The sequence below is a fragment of the Kosakonia sp. genome (genome assembly GCF_032104925.1).
Taxonomy (GTDB): domain Bacteria; phylum Pseudomonadota; class Gammaproteobacteria; order Enterobacterales; family Enterobacteriaceae; genus Kosakonia.
Genome location: NZ_DAMCGF010000009.1, coordinates 48,235 through 65,047, shown reverse-complemented (window position 1 = coordinate 65,047; position 16,813 = coordinate 48,235). Strand labels below are relative to the sequence as shown.

The following is a 16,813-nucleotide window of genomic DNA, read 5'->3' as shown; positions in this document are numbered from 1 at the left end:
CTTATTACATTTTCTGGTACGGCTTGAACCGTTGCTGCAACTCGCGTAGCTGGTCAATTCGCGCATCGTAACGCGCCTGTTGCAGGCTGCCGAGTTTCACCTGCGAACTGGCGCTGCTTAGCAAGGTGATCGCCTGATCCAGCTTGCCTACCAGCGCTAACCCTTCGGCACGCGCGGCCAGTTCCTGATCGCGGTTATTCAGTGCCGCTTCGGCCTGCGCCAGTAAATCCCAGCCGTTGACATCCTCTTTATTCGTAAAGGTGTAACGGTTAAGAATGCGCGCGGCTTCCGCGGGCTGACCACCTTCCAGGTAAGCGTTCGCCAGGTTGAGTTGCAGCACCGGGTTAGTTTTCAGTTCGCTGGCGGCATTGAGGCGTTTAATGGCGTCCGCGCTTTTGTTCTGCCCTAAATCGATATCGGTCGCCAGGTCGATATACCAGGCATTGTTCGGGCTGGCGTTCAGCAGCGGCTGCAAGGTTTTTGCCGCCTCGGCGTAATTTTTCGCTTCCATTGCCTGTAACGCCCGACCATATTGTGCCGCGCGTTGTTCACGCACGTTGCCTTTCGACCAGCCATCCAGCAGGTCACTGGTGAGCTGGTTACGCCCGGAGTTGTACATGCCCAGCGTTCTGGCTTTCGCCATGTAGAACTCTTCGGATGATTGCACCACCACCGGACGCATCTGGTTGGCGCGGTTGCGCGCATCCGACAAGCGACTTTCCGGCAACGGGTGCGTCAGCAAAATTTCCGGCGGGCGCGTGGAGTAGCGCGACTGATCCAGCAGTTTTTCGAGGAAGGTCGGCATCGCTTGCGGATCAAACCCGGCGCGTTGCAGCACCTGAATACCGATGCGGTCCGCTTCCTGTTCGTTCTGCTGGGTAAAACTGATAAGCCCTTGCTGTGTACCGGCCAGCGTGCCGGTGAGCGCGCCCATCCCGGCTTGCGGGTTAGCCATCGCCAGCAAAATGGAACCCAGCACGCCCGCCCAGGTCAGCGGCGCGTTGCGTTTTTGGTCTTCCATCGCGCGCGCCAGGTGGCGCTGGGTGACGTGGGAGATTTCGTGCGCCATCACCGAGGCCAGTTGGCTCTCGTTATCCGTATAACGGAACAGCGCGGAGTGCAGCACCACATTGCCACCAAAAAAGGCGAAGGCGTTGATCTCATCGTTATTGACGAGATAGAAGTGGAAAGGGGTTTTGACCGAATCCGCGTGCGCCACCAGACGCATACCGAGGGAATTAATGTACTGCACCAGCAGCGGATCATTAATCAGTGGCGCGCTGCCGCGAAGCTGGCGAACGTAATAGTCGCCCATCTGCATCTCCTGACCAATGGAGAGCGTGCTTCCCGCCGAGGTGCCCATATCCGGCAACGTGCTGTCTATCGAATCAGCCCATGCCGGGGCAACGCTACCTGCACTGAGTGCGGCAATCAGGGTTGCGACCAGCGTTCGTTTCAACTGCCTGAACATAACCTCTTTCCTGTATTTGGGGTGACACACTGTTGACCTGCTTTCGGCGGCGTCGTTCCGGCTCACCGGCCTTCGAGTGTAGCCGCCTTTAGGGATGAAAAACATTGTATTCAGTGGATTGCTATGTTTCCCGCAAAGGATACGAAAAGCGAAGTCTTTTTTGTGACATTTCGATACAATTCCACTCCTTACCCCCGCTCAAGAGGTTCATAAAGGAACGTTATGCTCGAAATGTTAATGCAGTGGTATCGCCGCCGCTTCAGCGATCCGGAGGCGATTGCGCTGCTGGTCATTCTGCTCGCGGGGTTCTGTATTCTCTTCTTCTTCAGCGGCCTTCTTGCGCCGCTGCTGGTAGCGCTGGTGATCGCTTACCTGCTTGAGTGGCCTACCGCACGTCTGCAACGTATCGGCTGTTCGCGTACCTGGGCTGCCACCATCGTTCTGGTGCTGTTTGTCGGCATCCTGCTGGTGATGGCGTTTGTGGTGATGCCGGTTGCCTGGCAGCAGGGGATTTACCTGATCCGTGATATGCCCGGCATGTTAAGCAAGCTCTCTGATTTTGCCGCCACCTTACCGCGCCGTTACCCGGCGTTAATGGATGCGGGGATAATCGATGCGATGGCGGAAAACATGCGCTCCCGCATGCTGACAATGGGCGATTCCGTGGTGAAATATTCGCTCGCCTCGCTGGTCGGGTTGCTGACGCTGGCGGTCTATCTGGTGCTGGTGCCGCTGATGGTTTTCTTCCTGGTAAAAGATAAAGAGCAGATGCTCAACGCCGTGCGTCGCGTGCTGCCGCGCAACCGTGGGCTGGCAGGCCAGGTGTGGAAAGAGATGAACCAGCAAATCACCAACTACATCCGTGGCAAAGTGCTGGAGATGATTGTCGTCGGCGTCGCCACCTGGATCGGTTTTATCCTGTTTGGTCTCAACTACTCCCTGCTGCTGGCGGTGCTGGTCGGCTTCTCGGTGCTGATCCCCTATATCGGCGCGTTTGTCGTCACCATTCCGGTGGTTGGCGTGGCGCTGTTCCAGTTCGGTCTTGGCACTGAGTTCTGGAGCTGCTTTGCCGTTTATCTGATTATTCAGGGGCTGGATGGCAACCTGCTGGTGCCGGTGCTGTTCTCCGAAGCGGTTAACCTGCACCCGCTGGTGATCATTTTATCGGTGATTATCTTCGGCGGGCTGTGGGGCTTCTGGGGTGTCTTTTTCGCTATTCCGCTGGCGACGCTGATTCAGGCGGTGATCCACGCCTGGCCGGATTCGCCGCCGGTGTCAGAAGAGTAATCTTGCCGGGCGGCAGACAGCTTGCCGCCCGGCATTCTCCTCAATGCGTGTCGTTCTGATGACGCAGATAGATAATCCAGTACGTCACCCCCACCAGCACGCCGCCGCCGATAATATTGCCAATCGTCACTGGCAGCAGGTTATCGGTAATCACGTTACTGATGGTCAGCGCCGGGAAGTTATCTGGTGAGCTGTGTACCGCCGTCCAGAAACTCTGTGGTGAAAAGTCACGAATGATCACCGCCAGCGGCAGCAAAAACATGTTGGCGATACTGTGCTCGAAACCGCTGGCGACAAACATGCCGATTGGCAGCAACATCGCCATGATTTTATCCGTCAACGTATGGCCGGAATAACTCATCCACACCGCCAGACAGACCATTAAATTGCACAGCGTGCCCAGGCACACCGCTTCGATAAAGGTGTGGTGCATTTTATGGTCAGCGGTTTGCAACACATTCAGCCCCCACAAGCCGTTGCTGTTCATGGCCTGGCCGCCAAACCAAATCAACGCCACAAAAAACAGTGCCCCAACGAGGTTGCCGAAATAGACGATCACCCAGTTGGTAAACAGTTGCCGCCAGCTAATCAACCCGCTGGCTTTGGCCATCACCGTCAGCACGGTTGAGGTAAAGAGATCCGCCCCGCAGACCACCACCAGAATCAGCCCGAGGGAAAAACAGACGCCGCCCGCCAGCTTCGCCAGCGCGGTCGCAGGCGCAGGCCCGGCGGTAACGGTGATGTAAAACACAAACGCAATCGAGATAAACACGCCCGCAGTAATCGCGAGGAAGAACGACAGCTCTTTTCGTTTGCTGACTTTATACAATCCAGACTGCTCGGCGACTTTTGCCATTTCCGCAGGAAGTCGCAGGTCAAACGCGTTGGCAGTATCCATTTGATTCTCCTGATTCAATGCATAGTAGACACCCGCCGTCTTATGCATAGCGCATACCAGCGACAAACCAGAGAGCGTTAGCGGGTTCACAGAACCCGAAGGGGGTTACAGCACTTCGCGCACGGCGATACCGAGACGCTGCATTCGCGATAACAGCGTGGTGCGTTTCATGCCGAGTTTGGCGGCCGCGCCGCGCGGCCCGGCGACAATGCCGTTGGTTTCGCGCAGCACCTGAATAATTTGCTGGCGTTCCGCTTCGTCATTTTCCGGCGGCTCCGGGCGCATCATCTCCGCCACTTTGGGCAGCGTGAAGGGGAAGGGATCGTGGCTAACCGGCTGCACCATGCTGACCGGCTGGGCGTGCAGATGCAGGTTTAAGGTGTTGTCGCGCGCCAGCAGCACCGCGCGTTCAATGACGTTTTCCAGCTCGCGCACGTTGCCGGGCCACTCATAGCGCATCAGTTGCTGGATGGTGTCGGCGGGAATGGTATCAATGGTGCGATTAAGGCGGCGCGCCAGTTTTTGCGTGAAATAACGCGCCAGCAGCGGAATATCGTCCGGCCGCTCGCGTAGCGGCGGCAGCACCAGCGGAAACACATTCAGGCGGTAAAACAGATCGTTACGGAATTCGCGATCAATCACCATCTGGCGCAGATCGCGGTTGGTGGCGGCAATCACCCGCACGTTAACCGGAATGGTTTTCGTACCGCCGATGCGTTCGATCTCGCGCTCCTGCAACACCCGCAACAGCTTCGGTTGCAGCTCAAGCGGCATATCGCCAATTTCATCGAGGAACAGTGTGCCTTCATCAGCCATCTCAAAGCGCCCGCGATGGGCGTTAATAGCCCCGGTGAAAGCGCCTTTATCGTGACCAAACAGCTCGCTTTCCAGCAGGCTGGCGGGAATGGCGGCACAGTTGATTTTCACCAGCGGTTTGTCTTTGCGCGGGCTCATCTGGTGCAGCGCGCGGGCGATGATCTCCTTGCCGGTGCCGGTTTCACCGAGGATCAGCACCGTACTGTCGCTCAGTGCCACAATATTGACCTGCTGAAGCACGTCGCGCATGGCATCACTCTGGTAAATGATGTCGCCAAAACTCTGGCTGGAGGCGATTTGCTCGTTCAGTTTGCGGTTTTCGCTGTTCAGATTCTCTTTTAAATGGATCACCTGCCGGTAGGCGTCGGCATTATCGACGGCAATGCCAATTCTGTCGGCAATTTGCTGCAATAATCGACAGTTTTGCTCACTGAAAATTGAGGCGTCCCGGTGCGCCAGCAACAGCACGCCAGGCGCGTGGTGGCTGAAGGTCAGTGGCAAAATAAACACCACGTTTAACCCCTGCATCAATAGCTGTTGCAATACCGGATCGCGCTGCCATAACCCGGCATCCTGCGCCTGGTGCAGCAGCGCGCCCTGATTTTCATTGAGCGCCGCCAGCACCACCGGGCTATCACTGCGCAGCGCAAAGCGCTCGGTTTCCGGCGGGCAGCTGGGAAAGTGGGTGGCATGGCAAATAAGCTGGCGGGAGTGCAGCGTGTCGCGCAGAACCACGCGGACATTATCGATACCGAAAAAACGGTGAATTTCCTGCGAAACATCGGCGATCAGATCGTCAAGATCCAGATGCGAAAGCACCGAGTTGGTAATGTCCACCAGCACCCGATCATGGTCGCGCTCTTCACGCAGCGTTTCGATCGACTCGCTCAACGCCACCTGAGAAAGTTGCGTTTCCAGTGCCTGGCTTGCCAGCCGCGCCAGCCAGCTAAACATCGTGTTGTCCTGCTCCGAGAACTGGCCGCTATCGGTGCGGGCAAAACGCAACTCCAGCGCCTCACTTTGCGCCAGCAGAATAAGGTGCAGCGAACTGTCGCTGACTTTTCCGCCGTATTCACGCTCGCTGGTTTCGACGCTGCCATCATCAAAGCAGCGCCAGAAGTGGGCGTTATTTAAGCGTAATTCGATAAACTGGACGGGGCTGAAAGGCGGCGGTAAAGGGATAAACGCCCGGAGTAACGAAGTGTGAGTATTCTGTTCCAGCAACTGCCGTAAGATCATGGATACGTCGCCCTTAATAGTGAGCGTAAATAGTACATTACCCCTTATTTTTGTAGTGTTACAAGCTTCACGTATAAATCACTGGGGTGATATTTATGTGATGAATCATTCAGCGCAGCAGCCGCACCATCAGATAGATCGCCGGTTCATGCGCCATATCCTGTAAATGTTGCAGCAACTGGCGGCTCCAGCTCCGCCAGGGTTCTTCTGCTGTTTTTGATAACTCCACGCACGTCGGTGCCAGCGTATTCACGTGGCTGGCATCGATGACAATTTCGCCAAAGGTTAATAACCCCTGCATTTTGCGCCTGGCATCCGCGTCGTCGATTAACGTTAGCCAGTGCTGATACTCATCAAGCGGGCATTCGAGCGCCACGTTGAGGCAGTCAATCACCCCAACGTGATGACCAATCGCCAGCGAGTAGTACATCACCTGGCGACTTTTTTCTTCCAGTTCGACGCTGTTATCGACAAACTTCTGCCGCAGCATCCAGAACATCACTTTCGCTTGCTGCTCAGACATGGGCACGCTCCAGCTCGTTCATCAGTTGCTGCACGATGGAGGTCAGACGCGGGTCCGCCGCCTGTTGCAGCCAGTTATTTACCCGCAGCGTAGCCTGCGCGGGATCGCCTGCGGTTAATAAAGCGAAGAGCTGGTCGGTGATCTCGCGTCCCTGGCGATAACCCGCCAGCTGGCGCGCCAGCCGTTCAAGCGTCACGCGCAATGCCAGTGGCAGTGTCGGCCAGCGTACGCTGGCAATTTCATCTGCCGCTTGTTGATGGTCGACGGCGTGCAGTTTTTGCTCCAGCAAGCCAAGCGCCACCGCGAAACCGTGGATGGTTGCCGCTGGCGTCGGCGGACAGCCGGGGATCCACACATCAATCGGCACAATGGTGTCGCTGCCGCCCCACACGCAGTAGAGATCGTGAAAAATCCCGCCGCCGACGCCGCACGCGCCGTAGGAGATGGCGATTTTATGATCCGGTGCCGATTCCCAGGCGCGCAGGGCAGGCATGCGCATGGCGCGCGTGACCGCGCCGGTAAACAGCAAAATATCCGCGTGGCGCGGCGAAGCCACCACTTTGATGCCAAAGCGTTCCGCGTCAAACAGCGGCGTAATGGCGGCAAAAATTTCGATTTCACACCCGTTGCAGCCGCCGCAATCGACACGATAAACGTAGGCAGAACGCTGGATATCGCGCAGCAGTAGCTGCTTCATTTTCTGCGCGGATTCCTCGAGCGGCACCGGCTGGCTGACATGCTGGTTCAGCACTTTCAGGTCGGAACTCATGCTTGCTCCTTCAGGTAATAGTGCACGTTAACGCTGCCGCGATGCTCCAGCGCCGCGCGTCGGCGGCACGCCGGGCAGAGAGAGGCCTGCGCCCGCAGGTTCTCAAGCTGGTGCGGTGCGTTTTGGTTCAGGGCCAGCAGTTCCACCGCCAGCGCCACGGATTTTTCTGGCGCGAACGGCACGCCGCATTCGCTACAGTGCTGCAGGCGGAAGGTGGCGCGCACATACAGATCGGCTTTGTTAGTGACCGCCAGTTCAAACTCTTCCGACAGACGGATCGCCCGCGTCGGGCACACCTCTTCGCAGCGCCCGCAATAGATGCAGCGGCCGATGAACAGTTGCCAGACGCGGCTGTTCTCCCCGGCATCCGTTTCCAGCGTGAGCGCGTTCGCCGGACAGGCGGTGGTACAGGCGCCGCAAGCGATGCATTGCTGCGGATCCAGTTCCGGTTTGCCGCGAAACCCCGGGCACACCTCCAGCGGTGCGAACGGGTATTTCACCGTCGGCTCGCCCGCTCTGAGAATGGTTTTCAACAATTTCAGCATCGTTTCTTTCCTTACTTCAGCGGCGAGTGGCGACGTTCAAGGCCGTAACGTTCGATCTCTTTGTAGGGCACGGTTGTCGATTTACGCTTGCGCACATCCACCAGCGTCACGCGGTCGGTACACGAATAGCAGGGATCGAGGCTGCCGATAATCAGCGGCGCATCGGAAACGGTATTGCCGCGCAGCATATAGCGCAGCACCGGCCAGTTGGCGTAGGTCGCCGCGCGACAGCGCCAGCGGTAAAGTTTCTGGTTGTCGCCGAGCATGCTCCAGTGCACATCTTCGCCGCGTGGCGCTTCCACATAACCGAGGGCGAATTTATGCGGCTGATAGCTGAACCCTTCGGTCAGCAGCGGCGTATCCGGCAGGTTATCAAGGGCAAACTCAATCATTGCCAGCGAATCGAACACCTCTTTCACCCGCACCATAACGCGTGAAAAGACGTCGCCATCCGGCCAGGTAAACAGCGTTTTCGGCAGGCTGCCGTAGTCGGCGTACGGATGATCGAAACGTAAATCGCGGGCAAAACCGCTGCCGCGGATCAACGGCCCGACCGGGCTGAAATCGCGTGCGACCTGGCGGTCAAGAATGCCCACCCCCTGGGTGCGCTGCGCCATGTTGGGCGTGGAGAGCAGCATATCGACCAGTTGCGCCACTTCCGCGCGCATCTCTTTCACCAGTTGAATGGTTTTGACGCGCTGCTCTTTGAGAATGTCGCGGCGGATACCGCCAATCAGATTCAGACCGTAAGTTTTGCGCGAACCGGTGAGCAACTCAGCCATGGTCATCGATTTTTCACGGATGCGGAAAAACTGCATAAAACCGGTATCAAAACCGACAAAGTGGCTGGAAAGACCGATGTTGAGCAGATGGCTGTGCAGCCGTTCCACTTCCAGCAGCACCGAACGGATAGTGTGCGCCCGTTGCGGCACCACAATGCCGAGCGCGTTTTCCACCGAGGTGGTGTAAGCCACGCTGTGGGCAAAGCCGCAAATGCCGCAAACCCTGTCCGACAGGAATGTCACTTCGTTGTAGCCCATGCGGGTTTCTGCCAGCTTCTCCATGCCGCGATGGACATAAAACAAGCGGTAATCGGCATCGACAATCCGTTCACCATCGACAAACAAACGGAAATGCCCCGGCTCATCCGAGGTGATATGCAGCGGGCCTATCGGCACAATGCGCGCCGAATTGCCGCCATCGTTGATAAAGGTGTAGTTTTCCGTGTCGCTGGTAGGTTCCGGGCGCAGACGGTAATCCATGGTGTCTTTGCGCAGCGGGTGCAGATCGTCCGGCCAGTCATCCGGTAGTACCAGGCGGCGCTGATCCGGCAAACCGACCGGGATCAGACCGTACATATCGCGGATCTCACGTTCGCCCCATACCGCGGCGGGTACGCGCGGCGTCACCGACGGGAACTCGCGCGTGTCGGCATCGACCAGCGCTTTCACCACAATCCAGCACTTTTCCGCACCTTCCATCGACAGCGCGTAGTAGACCGCGTAATGACCATTCAGGGTACGTTCATCATTGCCGAACAGCACCGGTAACCAGCCGTCATGCTGGTAATAGAGGTAGTGCACGATGTCCGGCAACAGATTGATTTTGACCGTTATAGTGACTTGTTCGAAGGTCTGGCGCTCCTCGTCCAGCACCGCGCCGGGAAACTGCGCCTTCAATGCAGCAAGACAGGCGTTGCCGCGAGGTTGCTGGAGATTCACGCTTGCTAAATAACTCACTTTCACTCTCCCTGACGATGCGACGGCGTTGCCGATGCGGCGGTGGTATCAAAATTGGCCCACAGCCAGCTAAGCTGGGTGGGATGATCATCATTGTTTTGCTGCACGATGGTGGCAGCGCTGGCCAGTAACCGGCTGACCGGCTGAGGAATATGCGTACCCATCACCAGCATCATCACCAGTAAAATCACCATCGGCGCGGTAGTGAGCCAGCCCAGCTCGCCGGTTGCCACCTGCTGCGGCGGCGTGGCGAACAGCACTTTCGCCACCATGCGCACCAGCCCGCCAAGCACCAGCGTCAGTAACACCAGCAGCAGGATGGTGACGGCGAGATGTTCCGCCGCCAGCCCGGCGGTGACGGTCATAAACTCACTGAGGAAAATATTGAATGGCGGCATACCGCCCAGCGCCAGCGCGCCGCCGCCCAGCAGTACGGCGGTAAACGGCATTACTTTCAGCATCCCGCACACCACATCCATATTGCGGGTGCCGTACTTCAGCAGCACATTGCCGGAGCCGCAGAACAGCAGCGTTTTCGCCAGACTATGATTGAGCGTGTGCAGCAGCGCCGCCAGAATACCAAGCGGGCCGCCGATGCCGAGCGCAACGGCCACCAGCCCCATGTTTTCCACGCTGGAATAAGCCAGCAGGCGTTTCATATCCTGCTGCACCAGAATGAAGAACGCGGCGACGCCCACCGACAGCAGGCCAAAAATCAGCAGTAGCCGGTTGGGGAAACTGTCCCCGATGGCATGACAAATAATGATGTAGTAACGGATCAGCACCAGCAGGGCGCAGTTGAGCAGCACCGCCGAGAGCAGGGCGCTCACCGGGCTCGGCGCTTCGCTGTGCGCGTCCGGCAGCCACGCGTGCATCGGGAACAGCCCGGTTTTAGTACCAAAACCAATCAGCACAAACACAAACGCCAGCACCATCAGCGTCGGGTCGAGCTGGCCGCTCTCTTTCAGCACTTCGGTCCAGAAAATGGCGTGATCAGGCTGCGCCATAAAGCTGGCGGCATTGGCGTACACCAGCACCGTACCGAACAGGCCAAACGCCACGCCAACGGTACAGATGATGATGTATTTCCATGCCGCTTCCAGCGACGAGCGCTGCCCGTAAATACCGACCAGAAAAGCGGAACTGAGCGTAGTGGCTTCGATCGCCGCCCACATCACAATCAGGTTATTGCTGGTGACCACCAGCAGCATGGTGAACAGGAACAGGTGAAAAAAACCGTAGTAGTAACAGAGCGTCGGCACGCTGATCTCACCGTGATCAACTTCATGGCGCATATAGCCAATCGAGTAGAGGCCGGTGATAAAACCGATAACGCCCAGCAGCGACAGGAACAGCCCGCTCAGGCTGTCGATATGCAACCAGCGGCTGGCGGCGAAAATTTCCCCTTCGCGCACCGCTTCCGCGACCGTCCACAGGGCGATAACCAGCAGTAGCGAAATCCCCAGCGTATGCACCACCGTAACCAGCGTGCGCGCGGCATTGCCGCTCAGGCGGCAGGCGAAGCACAGCGCAGAAACCAGCAGCGGCGTCAGCAGTAACAACGTGAACATCAAGGTATGGCTCATGGTGTTACCCCTTCAACGCCGTCAGCGTGTTGACATCCAGCGTGCCGTGGGTGCGCCAGATTTTCCGTGCCAGTAGCACCATCACAATCACCGCGAAAATGGCGTCGGTGGCGATGCCAATCTCCACCAGCTCCGGCGCGCGCCAGGCGAGCAGCGCCAGCACCAAGTGTGAGCCGTTCTCCATCAGGCAGTAGCCGAAGATCTGCCGCAAAATATTGCGCTGGCTAATAATGCACAGCAGCCCAAGCAGGAAGTGACCGAGCGCAACGGCGAGCGCCGGTTTGAGCTGGGCGATCATCGGTAATTGCACCGGGCGCACCACAAACCAGCACAGCAGCACAATTGCCGCCGCCATCAGCACCAGTGTGGCCGGGCCAAACAGCCGTTCTCCAACGCCGGATTGCGCCATCTTGCGAAAGGCGTAGCCCATGATCAGCGGCACCAGCAGTACTTTGGTGAAGAACGCGCTGAACGACCACATCAGCAACTGTTCGGCGTCCAGCAGCTGCGACAGGGTAAAAAAGATAGAGACCAGCACCAGCGATTGCAGGGCATACAACCAGCAGGAGACGGAGTAGCGTCTGGCGCAGGTGACCAGCAGCGAGGTGAACATCATCAGCCCCGCCAGGTTGTTAACAAGCAGTGTTCCCGTCATTATCGACTCCCTTATCCAAGCCACGCCGCAGCGATCACGCTTGAGCACAGCGACATCACAATCAGAATCACCAGCACCAGTTTCATCGTGTACGGCAGCGGTGCGGCCTGAGCCACTTCTTCGCTCGGCTCACCTGGCACCACGCGCCCGAACCAGTAAATAAACCAGCCGAAGCTGGCGACGGATTCCACCAGCGCCAGAATCATCACCGCCAGTAAAATCGGGGCGTCATTCGACAGGGCAAACCCGGCGGCGAAGAGAGGGAATTTACTGAAGAAACCGTTAAACGGCGGCACGCCGGTGATCGCCAGCGCGGCAACGCAAAAGCCAATGCCCGCCAGCGGCAATGTCTTCATTACCCCGCGCAAGCGCGGCAACAGACGCGTACCGCAGCTGTAGCTGAGTGCGCCCGCCACGAGGAAAAACAGGCTTTTGGCAAAGGCGTGGTTGAAGATGTAAACAATCCCCGCTTTGAAGGCCAGCGGTGAACCGAAGGTCGACAGCGACAGGGCGAGGAAGATCCATGCCAGTTGCGAGATGGTCGACCAGGCCAGCAGCCGTTTCATATCTTTTTGCGGCAGGTACATCAAAAAGCCGTATACCAGCGTCAGCGTCGCCATGCCGACACCAATCCAGCTGATGGTGTAGGGAATGTGCCCGCCTTCGGCGATTGCGCGGGCAAAAATGTAGACACCCACTTTCACCATGGACGCGGCGTGTAGGTAAGCGCTCACCGGGGTTGGTGCTTCCATCGCATCCGGCAGCCAGGCTTGTAACGGCAACTGGGCGGATTTGCCCCACGCGGCAAACAGAATGCCGCCATACACCAGATAGGCAGCCGGGCCTTGTAGCTGACTGATGGCGCTCAGGGCAAAAGTGTGGGTATGCAAAAACAGCGTGGCCGCCGCCAGATAAAGGCCAAGCGAACCGACGTGCGTGATAAGCAGCGCTTTCATCGCCGCGCGCTGGGATTTTTCGCTCTGGTAATAACTAATCAGCGCCCAGGAACAGCCGCCGGTGATCTCGAAAAACAGCAGTTGCCCGAGCAGCGTGGAGGAGAGCACTAAACCGGACATCGCGCCGATAAACACCAGCAGGAACGCGTAATAACGGTTGCTGCCGTCGTGCGGATGCTCGCGGTTGCTGCGCGTCAGGTAACCGGTCGAATAGAGCGCCACCAGCAGGCCAAGAAACACCACCGCAAACAGGATCAGAGTGCTGATGCGGTCGACTAACAGACCAAACAGCACCACCTGACCCGTCGCCAGCAGCGGCATATCCGCGGTTTCACTGCCTGCCTGGTAAAAGCGCCAGGCCAGCAGCACGGTGGCAAGCGTTGCCAGAAGCGCGAAGAGCGTGGCAAGCTGCGGCGCGGTTTTCCGTGGGCAAAGCGAGACGACCAGCGCGCCGATAAAGGGCAGCAGCAGCGTCGTCAGAGCAAGAGTTTCCATTATTTTTCCGCGCTCCTTACAAACCGGTTAACCAGAGGACATAGGACAGCGCAGCCAGACTGAAGCCGAGCCAGGTCAGGCGGTGCGTCAGCAAAAAGCGCCCGCGCGCCAGCGAGTTTTCCACCACCGAGGCCAGCACAAACACCACCAGCAGTTTCAGCAGCGTGATCACCAGCGACAGCGCCATCGCGCCCACGCTGAGCGTGACGGCATTGCCGAAGGGGAAAAACAGCGCCAGCAACAGCGAGGCCATTACGACCTGTTTCAGGCCGACGCCCCATTTCACCAGTGCCAGACCCGCGCCGGAGTATTCGGTCAGTGGACCTTCCTGCAACTCCTGCTCCGCTTCCGCGACGTCGAACGGGATTTTGCCCATCTCAATAAAGCAGGCGAACCCGCAAGCCAGCAGCGCTAAAAAGGTGGCGACCGGTGACATCCAGCCCGCCGCCAGCGTGTTGCTGATGGCGCTGATTTGGGTGGAACCCGCCAGTAACGCCAGTACCAGCAGCGAAAGGATCAGCATCGGCTCCACCAGGATTCCCAGCGTCAGCTCGCGGCTGGCGCCGAGGCCGGAGAAGGGGCTGCCGGTATCCAGCCCGGAAAGGGCAAAGAAGAAACGGAACAGGGCAAAGAGATAAATCAGGGTGATTAAGTCGCCCGCTCCGGCAAACGGCGAGGTACGGATAAACAGCGGCAGCGTCATCGCCACCAGCAGCATGCTGCTGAGCAACACCCACGGCATGGCGCGAAACATCAGGCCGGAGGAAGCCGGTGCGACAGCCTGGCGTTTCAGCAGCTTTTGTAAGTCGCGGTAATCCTGCCAGATCCCCGGCCCTTTTCGGGAGTGCATGCGGGCGCGGATTTGCCGGGAAACCCCGGTAAACAGCGGCGTCAGCGCCAGCAATAGGGCTGCCTGGCAGAGGGCAAATAGCCCGAGTGACCACGCAGATGTCTGTTCTAACATTGTTGTCTCCTCCTCACAGCGCGATCGTCAGCAGCAGGATCACCAGCGCGGCAATCACATACAGGCAGTAGAGCCGGAAATCGCCGCTTTGCAGGTACTGCACCACGCGAGCCACGCGCTGCGTTGCGCTGACCAGCGGGCGAATAATTTTCTCGTCCCAGAACGGCTCCGTACGCGTTGCCGCCTGCGTAATACCGCCCAGGCTGCGCTGTAAGGGCTGAGCCGGATCGAGCTGTTTACGCAGCTGGTAAAGCGGGCCGAACATCACGCGCAGCGGCTGGGTAAAGCTGCCAGCGGAAGGGGCCATGCCTTTTTCCCACGCGTAACCGCAGGCCCAGGCATCGCCGCTGCGGCGAAACGCGCCGCGCGTCTGGCGGTTGAGAAACCACAGCACGCCGGGCAGCAGGGGCAAAAGCAGTAACAGCAGGAACACGGTGGAAGGCGTCAGCATCGCTTGCTGCGCATCTCCGGGGATAAGCGTTGCGCCTTCAGCGGCGGCAAGCGCTGCTGGTGGCGTTAAGCTCAGCGCGATATGCATTAATTGCGGAGCCACCCAGCTTGCGCCCACGCCGAGCACGACGCACAGCAGCGCCAGCACGGACATGGCGGCAACCATCGGCCACGGCACTTCGCGTGCCTGATCGGCTTTTTCACTGCGCGCATTGCCGCAAAAACTGACGCCGTAAACTTTCACAAAACACATTGCCGCCAGCGCACCGGTGATCGCCAGCATCACAATGGCAATGGGGCCGGCGAGGCGCGGGATGATGGCGTCAATGCGGGTCAGGGAGAACAGCGACTGATAGGTGTACCACTCGCTGATAAAGCCGTTCAGCGGCGGCATCGCGGAAATCGCAAGGCAGCCCACCAGAAATGCGCCGGCTGTCCACGGCATCCGTTTACCGAGCGCCCCCATTTTTTCCATATCGCGGGTATGCAGACGAAAGATGATCGCGCCTGCGCCCAGAAACAACAGGCCTTTAAACAGCGCGTGGTTAAGCAGGTGGAACAGCGCGCCGAGCAGGCCGACAGCGGCAATCATCGGTTGATGTAAAGCGATGCCCGCCATGCCGACGCCGACGCCCAGCAAAATGATGCCGATGTTCTCGACGGTGTGCCATGCCAGCAGGCGTTTGATGTCGTGCTCTGCCAGCGCGTAGAGCACGCCAAGCACCGACGACACCGCGCCAAAAGCCAGCACCACCACGCCCCACCATAACGGAATACCGCTGTGACCGAGCAGGTCGATACCGACTTTGATAATGCCGAAGATACCAATTTTCACCATCACGCCCGACATCAGCGCCGACGCGTGCGACGGTGCTGCCGGATGGGCGCGCGGCAACCAACTGTGCAGCGGTAACATCCCGGCTTTGGCGCCAAAACCGAAAAAGGCCAGCAGGAAGACCGCTGACGCGGTGCCTGGTTCAAGCGTGAGCGTGCGGAAACTGGCGAAATCGAGGCTGCCGCTCTGCCGCCACATCAGGAAGAAGGCGATCATAATCAGTACCGACCCGGCGTGGGCGATAAAGAAGTAGAGCATCCCGGCGCGGATCGACTCTTCATCCTGGTCAGTGATAACCAAAAACCACGAGGCGAGGGACATCATTTCAAACAGCACGATGAACCAGAACGCGTTATCCATCACCACCAGACCGACCATTGAGGCGATAAACAGGTTCATAAAAAAGCCCATCGCCCCGGCACCTTTGCCAATGTATTCCCGCACATAGGCCAGTGAATAGAGCCCGCACAGCGTGACCAGCAGTGAGATAACGAGCACCATAAAGGCGCTCAGGTTATCCATGCGCACCACGAAATGGGCGAAATCAAACGGGCCGATGGCCTGAAAACTCAGCGGCACGCCGCCGTGCAATGCGCTCAGGGCGCTGGCGATCCCCAGCACGCCGCCAATCATGGCGGCGATCCCGGCGACGTTGATCGCCAGTTCCTGACTGCGGGCAAGCAACAACGACAGGAAGCCTCCGGCGACGTACACCACGATTGACCACATCAATAATTGCAGGGCATCCATTAGCGTTGCTCCGGCGAAGAGGGAAGAGGAGGGAAGGTCACATCGGTTGAACTCAGCGCGGCCAGCTCCCGACGGGCCTTGAGCTGTTTATGCAGTGTGTTTTCCGTTTCCAGATGCAGCGCCTGCGTGGGGCAAGCCCGTACACAGGCAGGGCCTTCGGGCAGAAAGTCGCAGAGATCGCATTTCACTGCGATGGTTTGCACCCCCGCGTTCCAGCGTAAAAAGGGGTGATCGTTGGGCGCACTGCCGGGTACATCGCGCAGTTGTTCTTCGGCAATGTGATGCTCGTAACGGGCGGGAATATTAAGCGGGCGGCTGCCGGCGGGCGTGATCGCCCCGAACGGACACACCAGCCCACACAGTTTGCAGCCAATGCACAGCGTTTCGTTGAGATAAACGGCATCATCCCGAAACGAAATGGCATTAACCGGACACACCTGTTTGCATGGCGCGTCGTCACAGTGGCGGCACAGTATCGGCGCGGTTTTGGTGGGGGTGCGCACGAGTGTCAGCCGGGGATGGTGTTGCAGTCCCTGGCTTTTATGCACATCCGAGCAGGCGGCAAGGCAGGTATTGCATCCTATACACCACTCGGGATCGGCAATCACAAAGCGGTTCATTTCGGCTCCCTGGAATCGAGGTAAAAACATTGAGCCTGCTTTAGCATAAGCTGTGCCAAAGTTATAAATCGTTAAATTTCAAATGGTTGTGAATTTTTGGGGATCGAGGGGCGAACAAAAGTGATGGTCAGCGTAGAGCGAAAATTAACCTGTCGGCACAAGTGTCGACATCAGGGTGGGAAGTGTGATCGTGGTCAACTATTTGCAGGGGGGCG

General features: G+C 58.3%; 14 protein-coding genes. 1 reads left to right on the top strand and 13 read right to left on the bottom strand.

Translation table 11 applies throughout. From position 1 onward, the window contains the following. Positions 1–4: 4 nt before the first annotated feature. On the bottom strand, positions 5–1,471 hold the full coding sequence (bepA, locus tag RT644_RS17390) for a beta-barrel assembly-enhancing protease (protein WP_160269190.1): 1,467 nt from the start codon (positions 1,469–1,471) through the stop codon (positions 5–7). A gap of 222 nt (positions 1,472–1,693) precedes the next feature. Between bepA and RT644_RS17385 the strand changes: the two genes are divergently transcribed. Continuing rightward, positions 1,694–2,758: an AI-2E family transporter gene (locus RT644_RS17385; RefSeq protein WP_017458961.1), complete on the top strand. Its 1,065-nt coding sequence runs from the start codon at positions 1,694–1,696 to the stop codon at positions 2,756–2,758. A 40-nt stretch (positions 2,759–2,798) separates the two neighbouring features. Here the strand turns inward: RT644_RS17385 and focA are convergent, their stop codons facing one another. The 12 genes from focA to RT644_RS17325 form a co-directional block, all read right to left on the bottom strand. After that, a complete protein-coding gene (gene focA, locus RT644_RS17380) occupies positions 2,799–3,656 on the bottom strand; it encodes a formate transporter FocA (protein WP_313627376.1) in 858 nt (285 codons plus the stop codon). A gap of 105 nt (positions 3,657–3,761) precedes the next feature. Further along, complete coding sequence (locus tag RT644_RS17375) at positions 3,762–5,711, bottom strand: sigma 54-interacting transcriptional regulator (RefSeq protein WP_313627375.1); 1,950 nt, start codon at positions 5,709–5,711, stop codon at positions 3,762–3,764. A gap of 109 nt (positions 5,712–5,820) precedes the next feature. Beyond that, positions 5,821–6,234 carry a formate hydrogenlyase maturation HycH family protein gene (locus RT644_RS17370; protein ID WP_097407632.1) on the bottom strand — a complete coding sequence of 138 codons (414 nt, stop codon included), beginning with the start codon at positions 6,232–6,234 and terminating at the stop codon, positions 5,821–5,823. Beyond that, positions 6,227–7,003: an NADH-quinone oxidoreductase subunit B family protein gene (locus RT644_RS17365; RefSeq protein WP_020454687.1), complete on the bottom strand. Its 777-nt coding sequence runs from the start codon at positions 7,001–7,003 to the stop codon at positions 6,227–6,229. Before RT644_RS17365 ends, RT644_RS17370 begins: the two co-directional genes overlap by 8 nt. Continuing rightward, entirely contained in the window at positions 7,000–7,548 is a 549-nt protein-coding gene (gene hyfH / locus RT644_RS17360) for a hydrogenase 4 subunit H (protein ID WP_020454686.1), read from the bottom strand. Before hyfH ends, RT644_RS17365 begins: the two co-directional genes overlap by 4 nt. Before the next feature lie 11 nt (positions 7,549–7,559). Next, on the bottom strand, positions 7,560–9,269 hold the full coding sequence (locus RT644_RS17355; protein WP_114413887.1) for an NADH-quinone oxidoreductase subunit C: 1,710 nt from the start codon (positions 9,267–9,269) through the stop codon (positions 7,560–7,562). A gap of 20 nt (positions 9,270–9,289) precedes the next feature. Beyond that, the gene (gene hyfF, locus RT644_RS17350; protein ID WP_175273315.1) at positions 9,290–10,873 is read right to left on the bottom strand and encodes a hydrogenase 4 subunit F; all 1,584 of its coding nucleotides are present in this window, start codon (positions 10,871–10,873) and stop codon (positions 9,290–9,292) included. Between the two features lie 4 nt (positions 10,874–10,877). Beyond that, positions 10,878–11,528, bottom strand: a complete 651-nt coding sequence (gene hyfE, locus RT644_RS17345) for a hydrogenase 4 membrane subunit (RefSeq protein WP_017458953.1) — start codon at positions 11,526–11,528, stop codon at positions 10,878–10,880. An 11-nt stretch (positions 11,529–11,539) separates the two neighbouring features. Then, positions 11,540–12,979 carry a hydrogenase 4 subunit D gene (locus tag RT644_RS17340; RefSeq protein ID WP_313627374.1) on the bottom strand — a complete coding sequence of 480 codons (1,440 nt, stop codon included), beginning with the start codon at positions 12,977–12,979 and terminating at the stop codon, positions 11,540–11,542. 16 nt (positions 12,980–12,995) lie between these two features. Beyond that, positions 12,996–13,943 carry a respiratory chain complex I subunit 1 family protein gene (locus RT644_RS17335; RefSeq protein ID WP_313627373.1) on the bottom strand — a complete coding sequence of 316 codons (948 nt, stop codon included), beginning with the start codon at positions 13,941–13,943 and terminating at the stop codon, positions 12,996–12,998. 13 nt (positions 13,944–13,956) lie between these two features. Next, positions 13,957–15,978 (bottom strand): hydrogenase 4 subunit B, encoded by a 2,022-nt coding sequence (gene hyfB, locus RT644_RS17330; protein WP_313627372.1) that lies wholly within the window; start codon positions 15,976–15,978, stop codon positions 13,957–13,959. After that, a complete protein-coding gene (locus tag RT644_RS17325) occupies positions 15,978–16,598 on the bottom strand; it encodes a 4Fe-4S dicluster domain-containing protein (protein ID WP_045510338.1) in 621 nt (206 codons plus the stop codon). The genes hyfB and RT644_RS17325 overlap by 1 nt, the downstream gene beginning before the upstream one ends. Positions 16,599–16,813 lie beyond the last annotated feature (215 nt).

Bases quoted from the DNA above. Each gene is read 5' to 3' on its own strand.
- RT644_RS17385 (WP_017458961.1), top strand. From the start codon at position 1,694: ATGCTCGAAATGTTAATGCAGTGGTATCGCCGCCGCTTCAGCGATCCG.
- RT644_RS17335 (WP_313627373.1), bottom strand. From the start codon at position 13,943: ATGTTAGAACAGACATCTGCGTGGTCACTCGGGCTATTTGCCCTCTGC.
- RT644_RS17375 (WP_313627375.1), bottom strand. From the start codon at position 5,711: ATGATCTTACGGCAGTTGCTGGAACAGAATACTCACACTTCGTTACTC.
- hyfF (WP_175273315.1), bottom strand. From the start codon at position 10,873: ATGAGCCATACCTTGATGTTCACGTTGTTACTGCTGACGCCGCTGCTG.
- bepA (WP_160269190.1), bottom strand. From the start codon at position 1,471: ATGTTCAGGCAGTTGAAACGAACGCTGGTCGCAACCCTGATTGCCGCA.
- RT644_RS17325 (WP_045510338.1), bottom strand. From the start codon at position 16,598: ATGAACCGCTTTGTGATTGCCGATCCCGAGTGGTGTATAGGATGCAAT.
- focA (WP_313627376.1), bottom strand. From the start codon at position 3,656: ATGGATACTGCCAACGCGTTTGACCTGCGACTTCCTGCGGAAATGGCA.
- hyfB (WP_313627372.1), bottom strand. From the start codon at position 15,978: ATGGATGCCCTGCAATTATTGATGTGGTCAATCGTGGTGTACGTCGCC.
- hyfE (WP_017458953.1), bottom strand. From the start codon at position 11,528: ATGACGGGAACACTGCTTGTTAACAACCTGGCGGGGCTGATGATGTTC.
- hyfH (WP_020454686.1), bottom strand. From the start codon at position 7,548: ATGCTGAAATTGTTGAAAACCATTCTCAGAGCGGGCGAGCCGACGGTG.
- RT644_RS17370 (WP_097407632.1), bottom strand. From the start codon at position 6,234: ATGTCTGAGCAGCAAGCGAAAGTGATGTTCTGGATGCTGCGGCAGAAG.
- RT644_RS17365 (WP_020454687.1), bottom strand. From the start codon at position 7,003: ATGAGTTCCGACCTGAAAGTGCTGAACCAGCATGTCAGCCAGCCGGTG.
- RT644_RS17340 (WP_313627374.1), bottom strand. From the start codon at position 12,979: ATGGAAACTCTTGCTCTGACGACGCTGCTGCTGCCCTTTATCGGCGCG.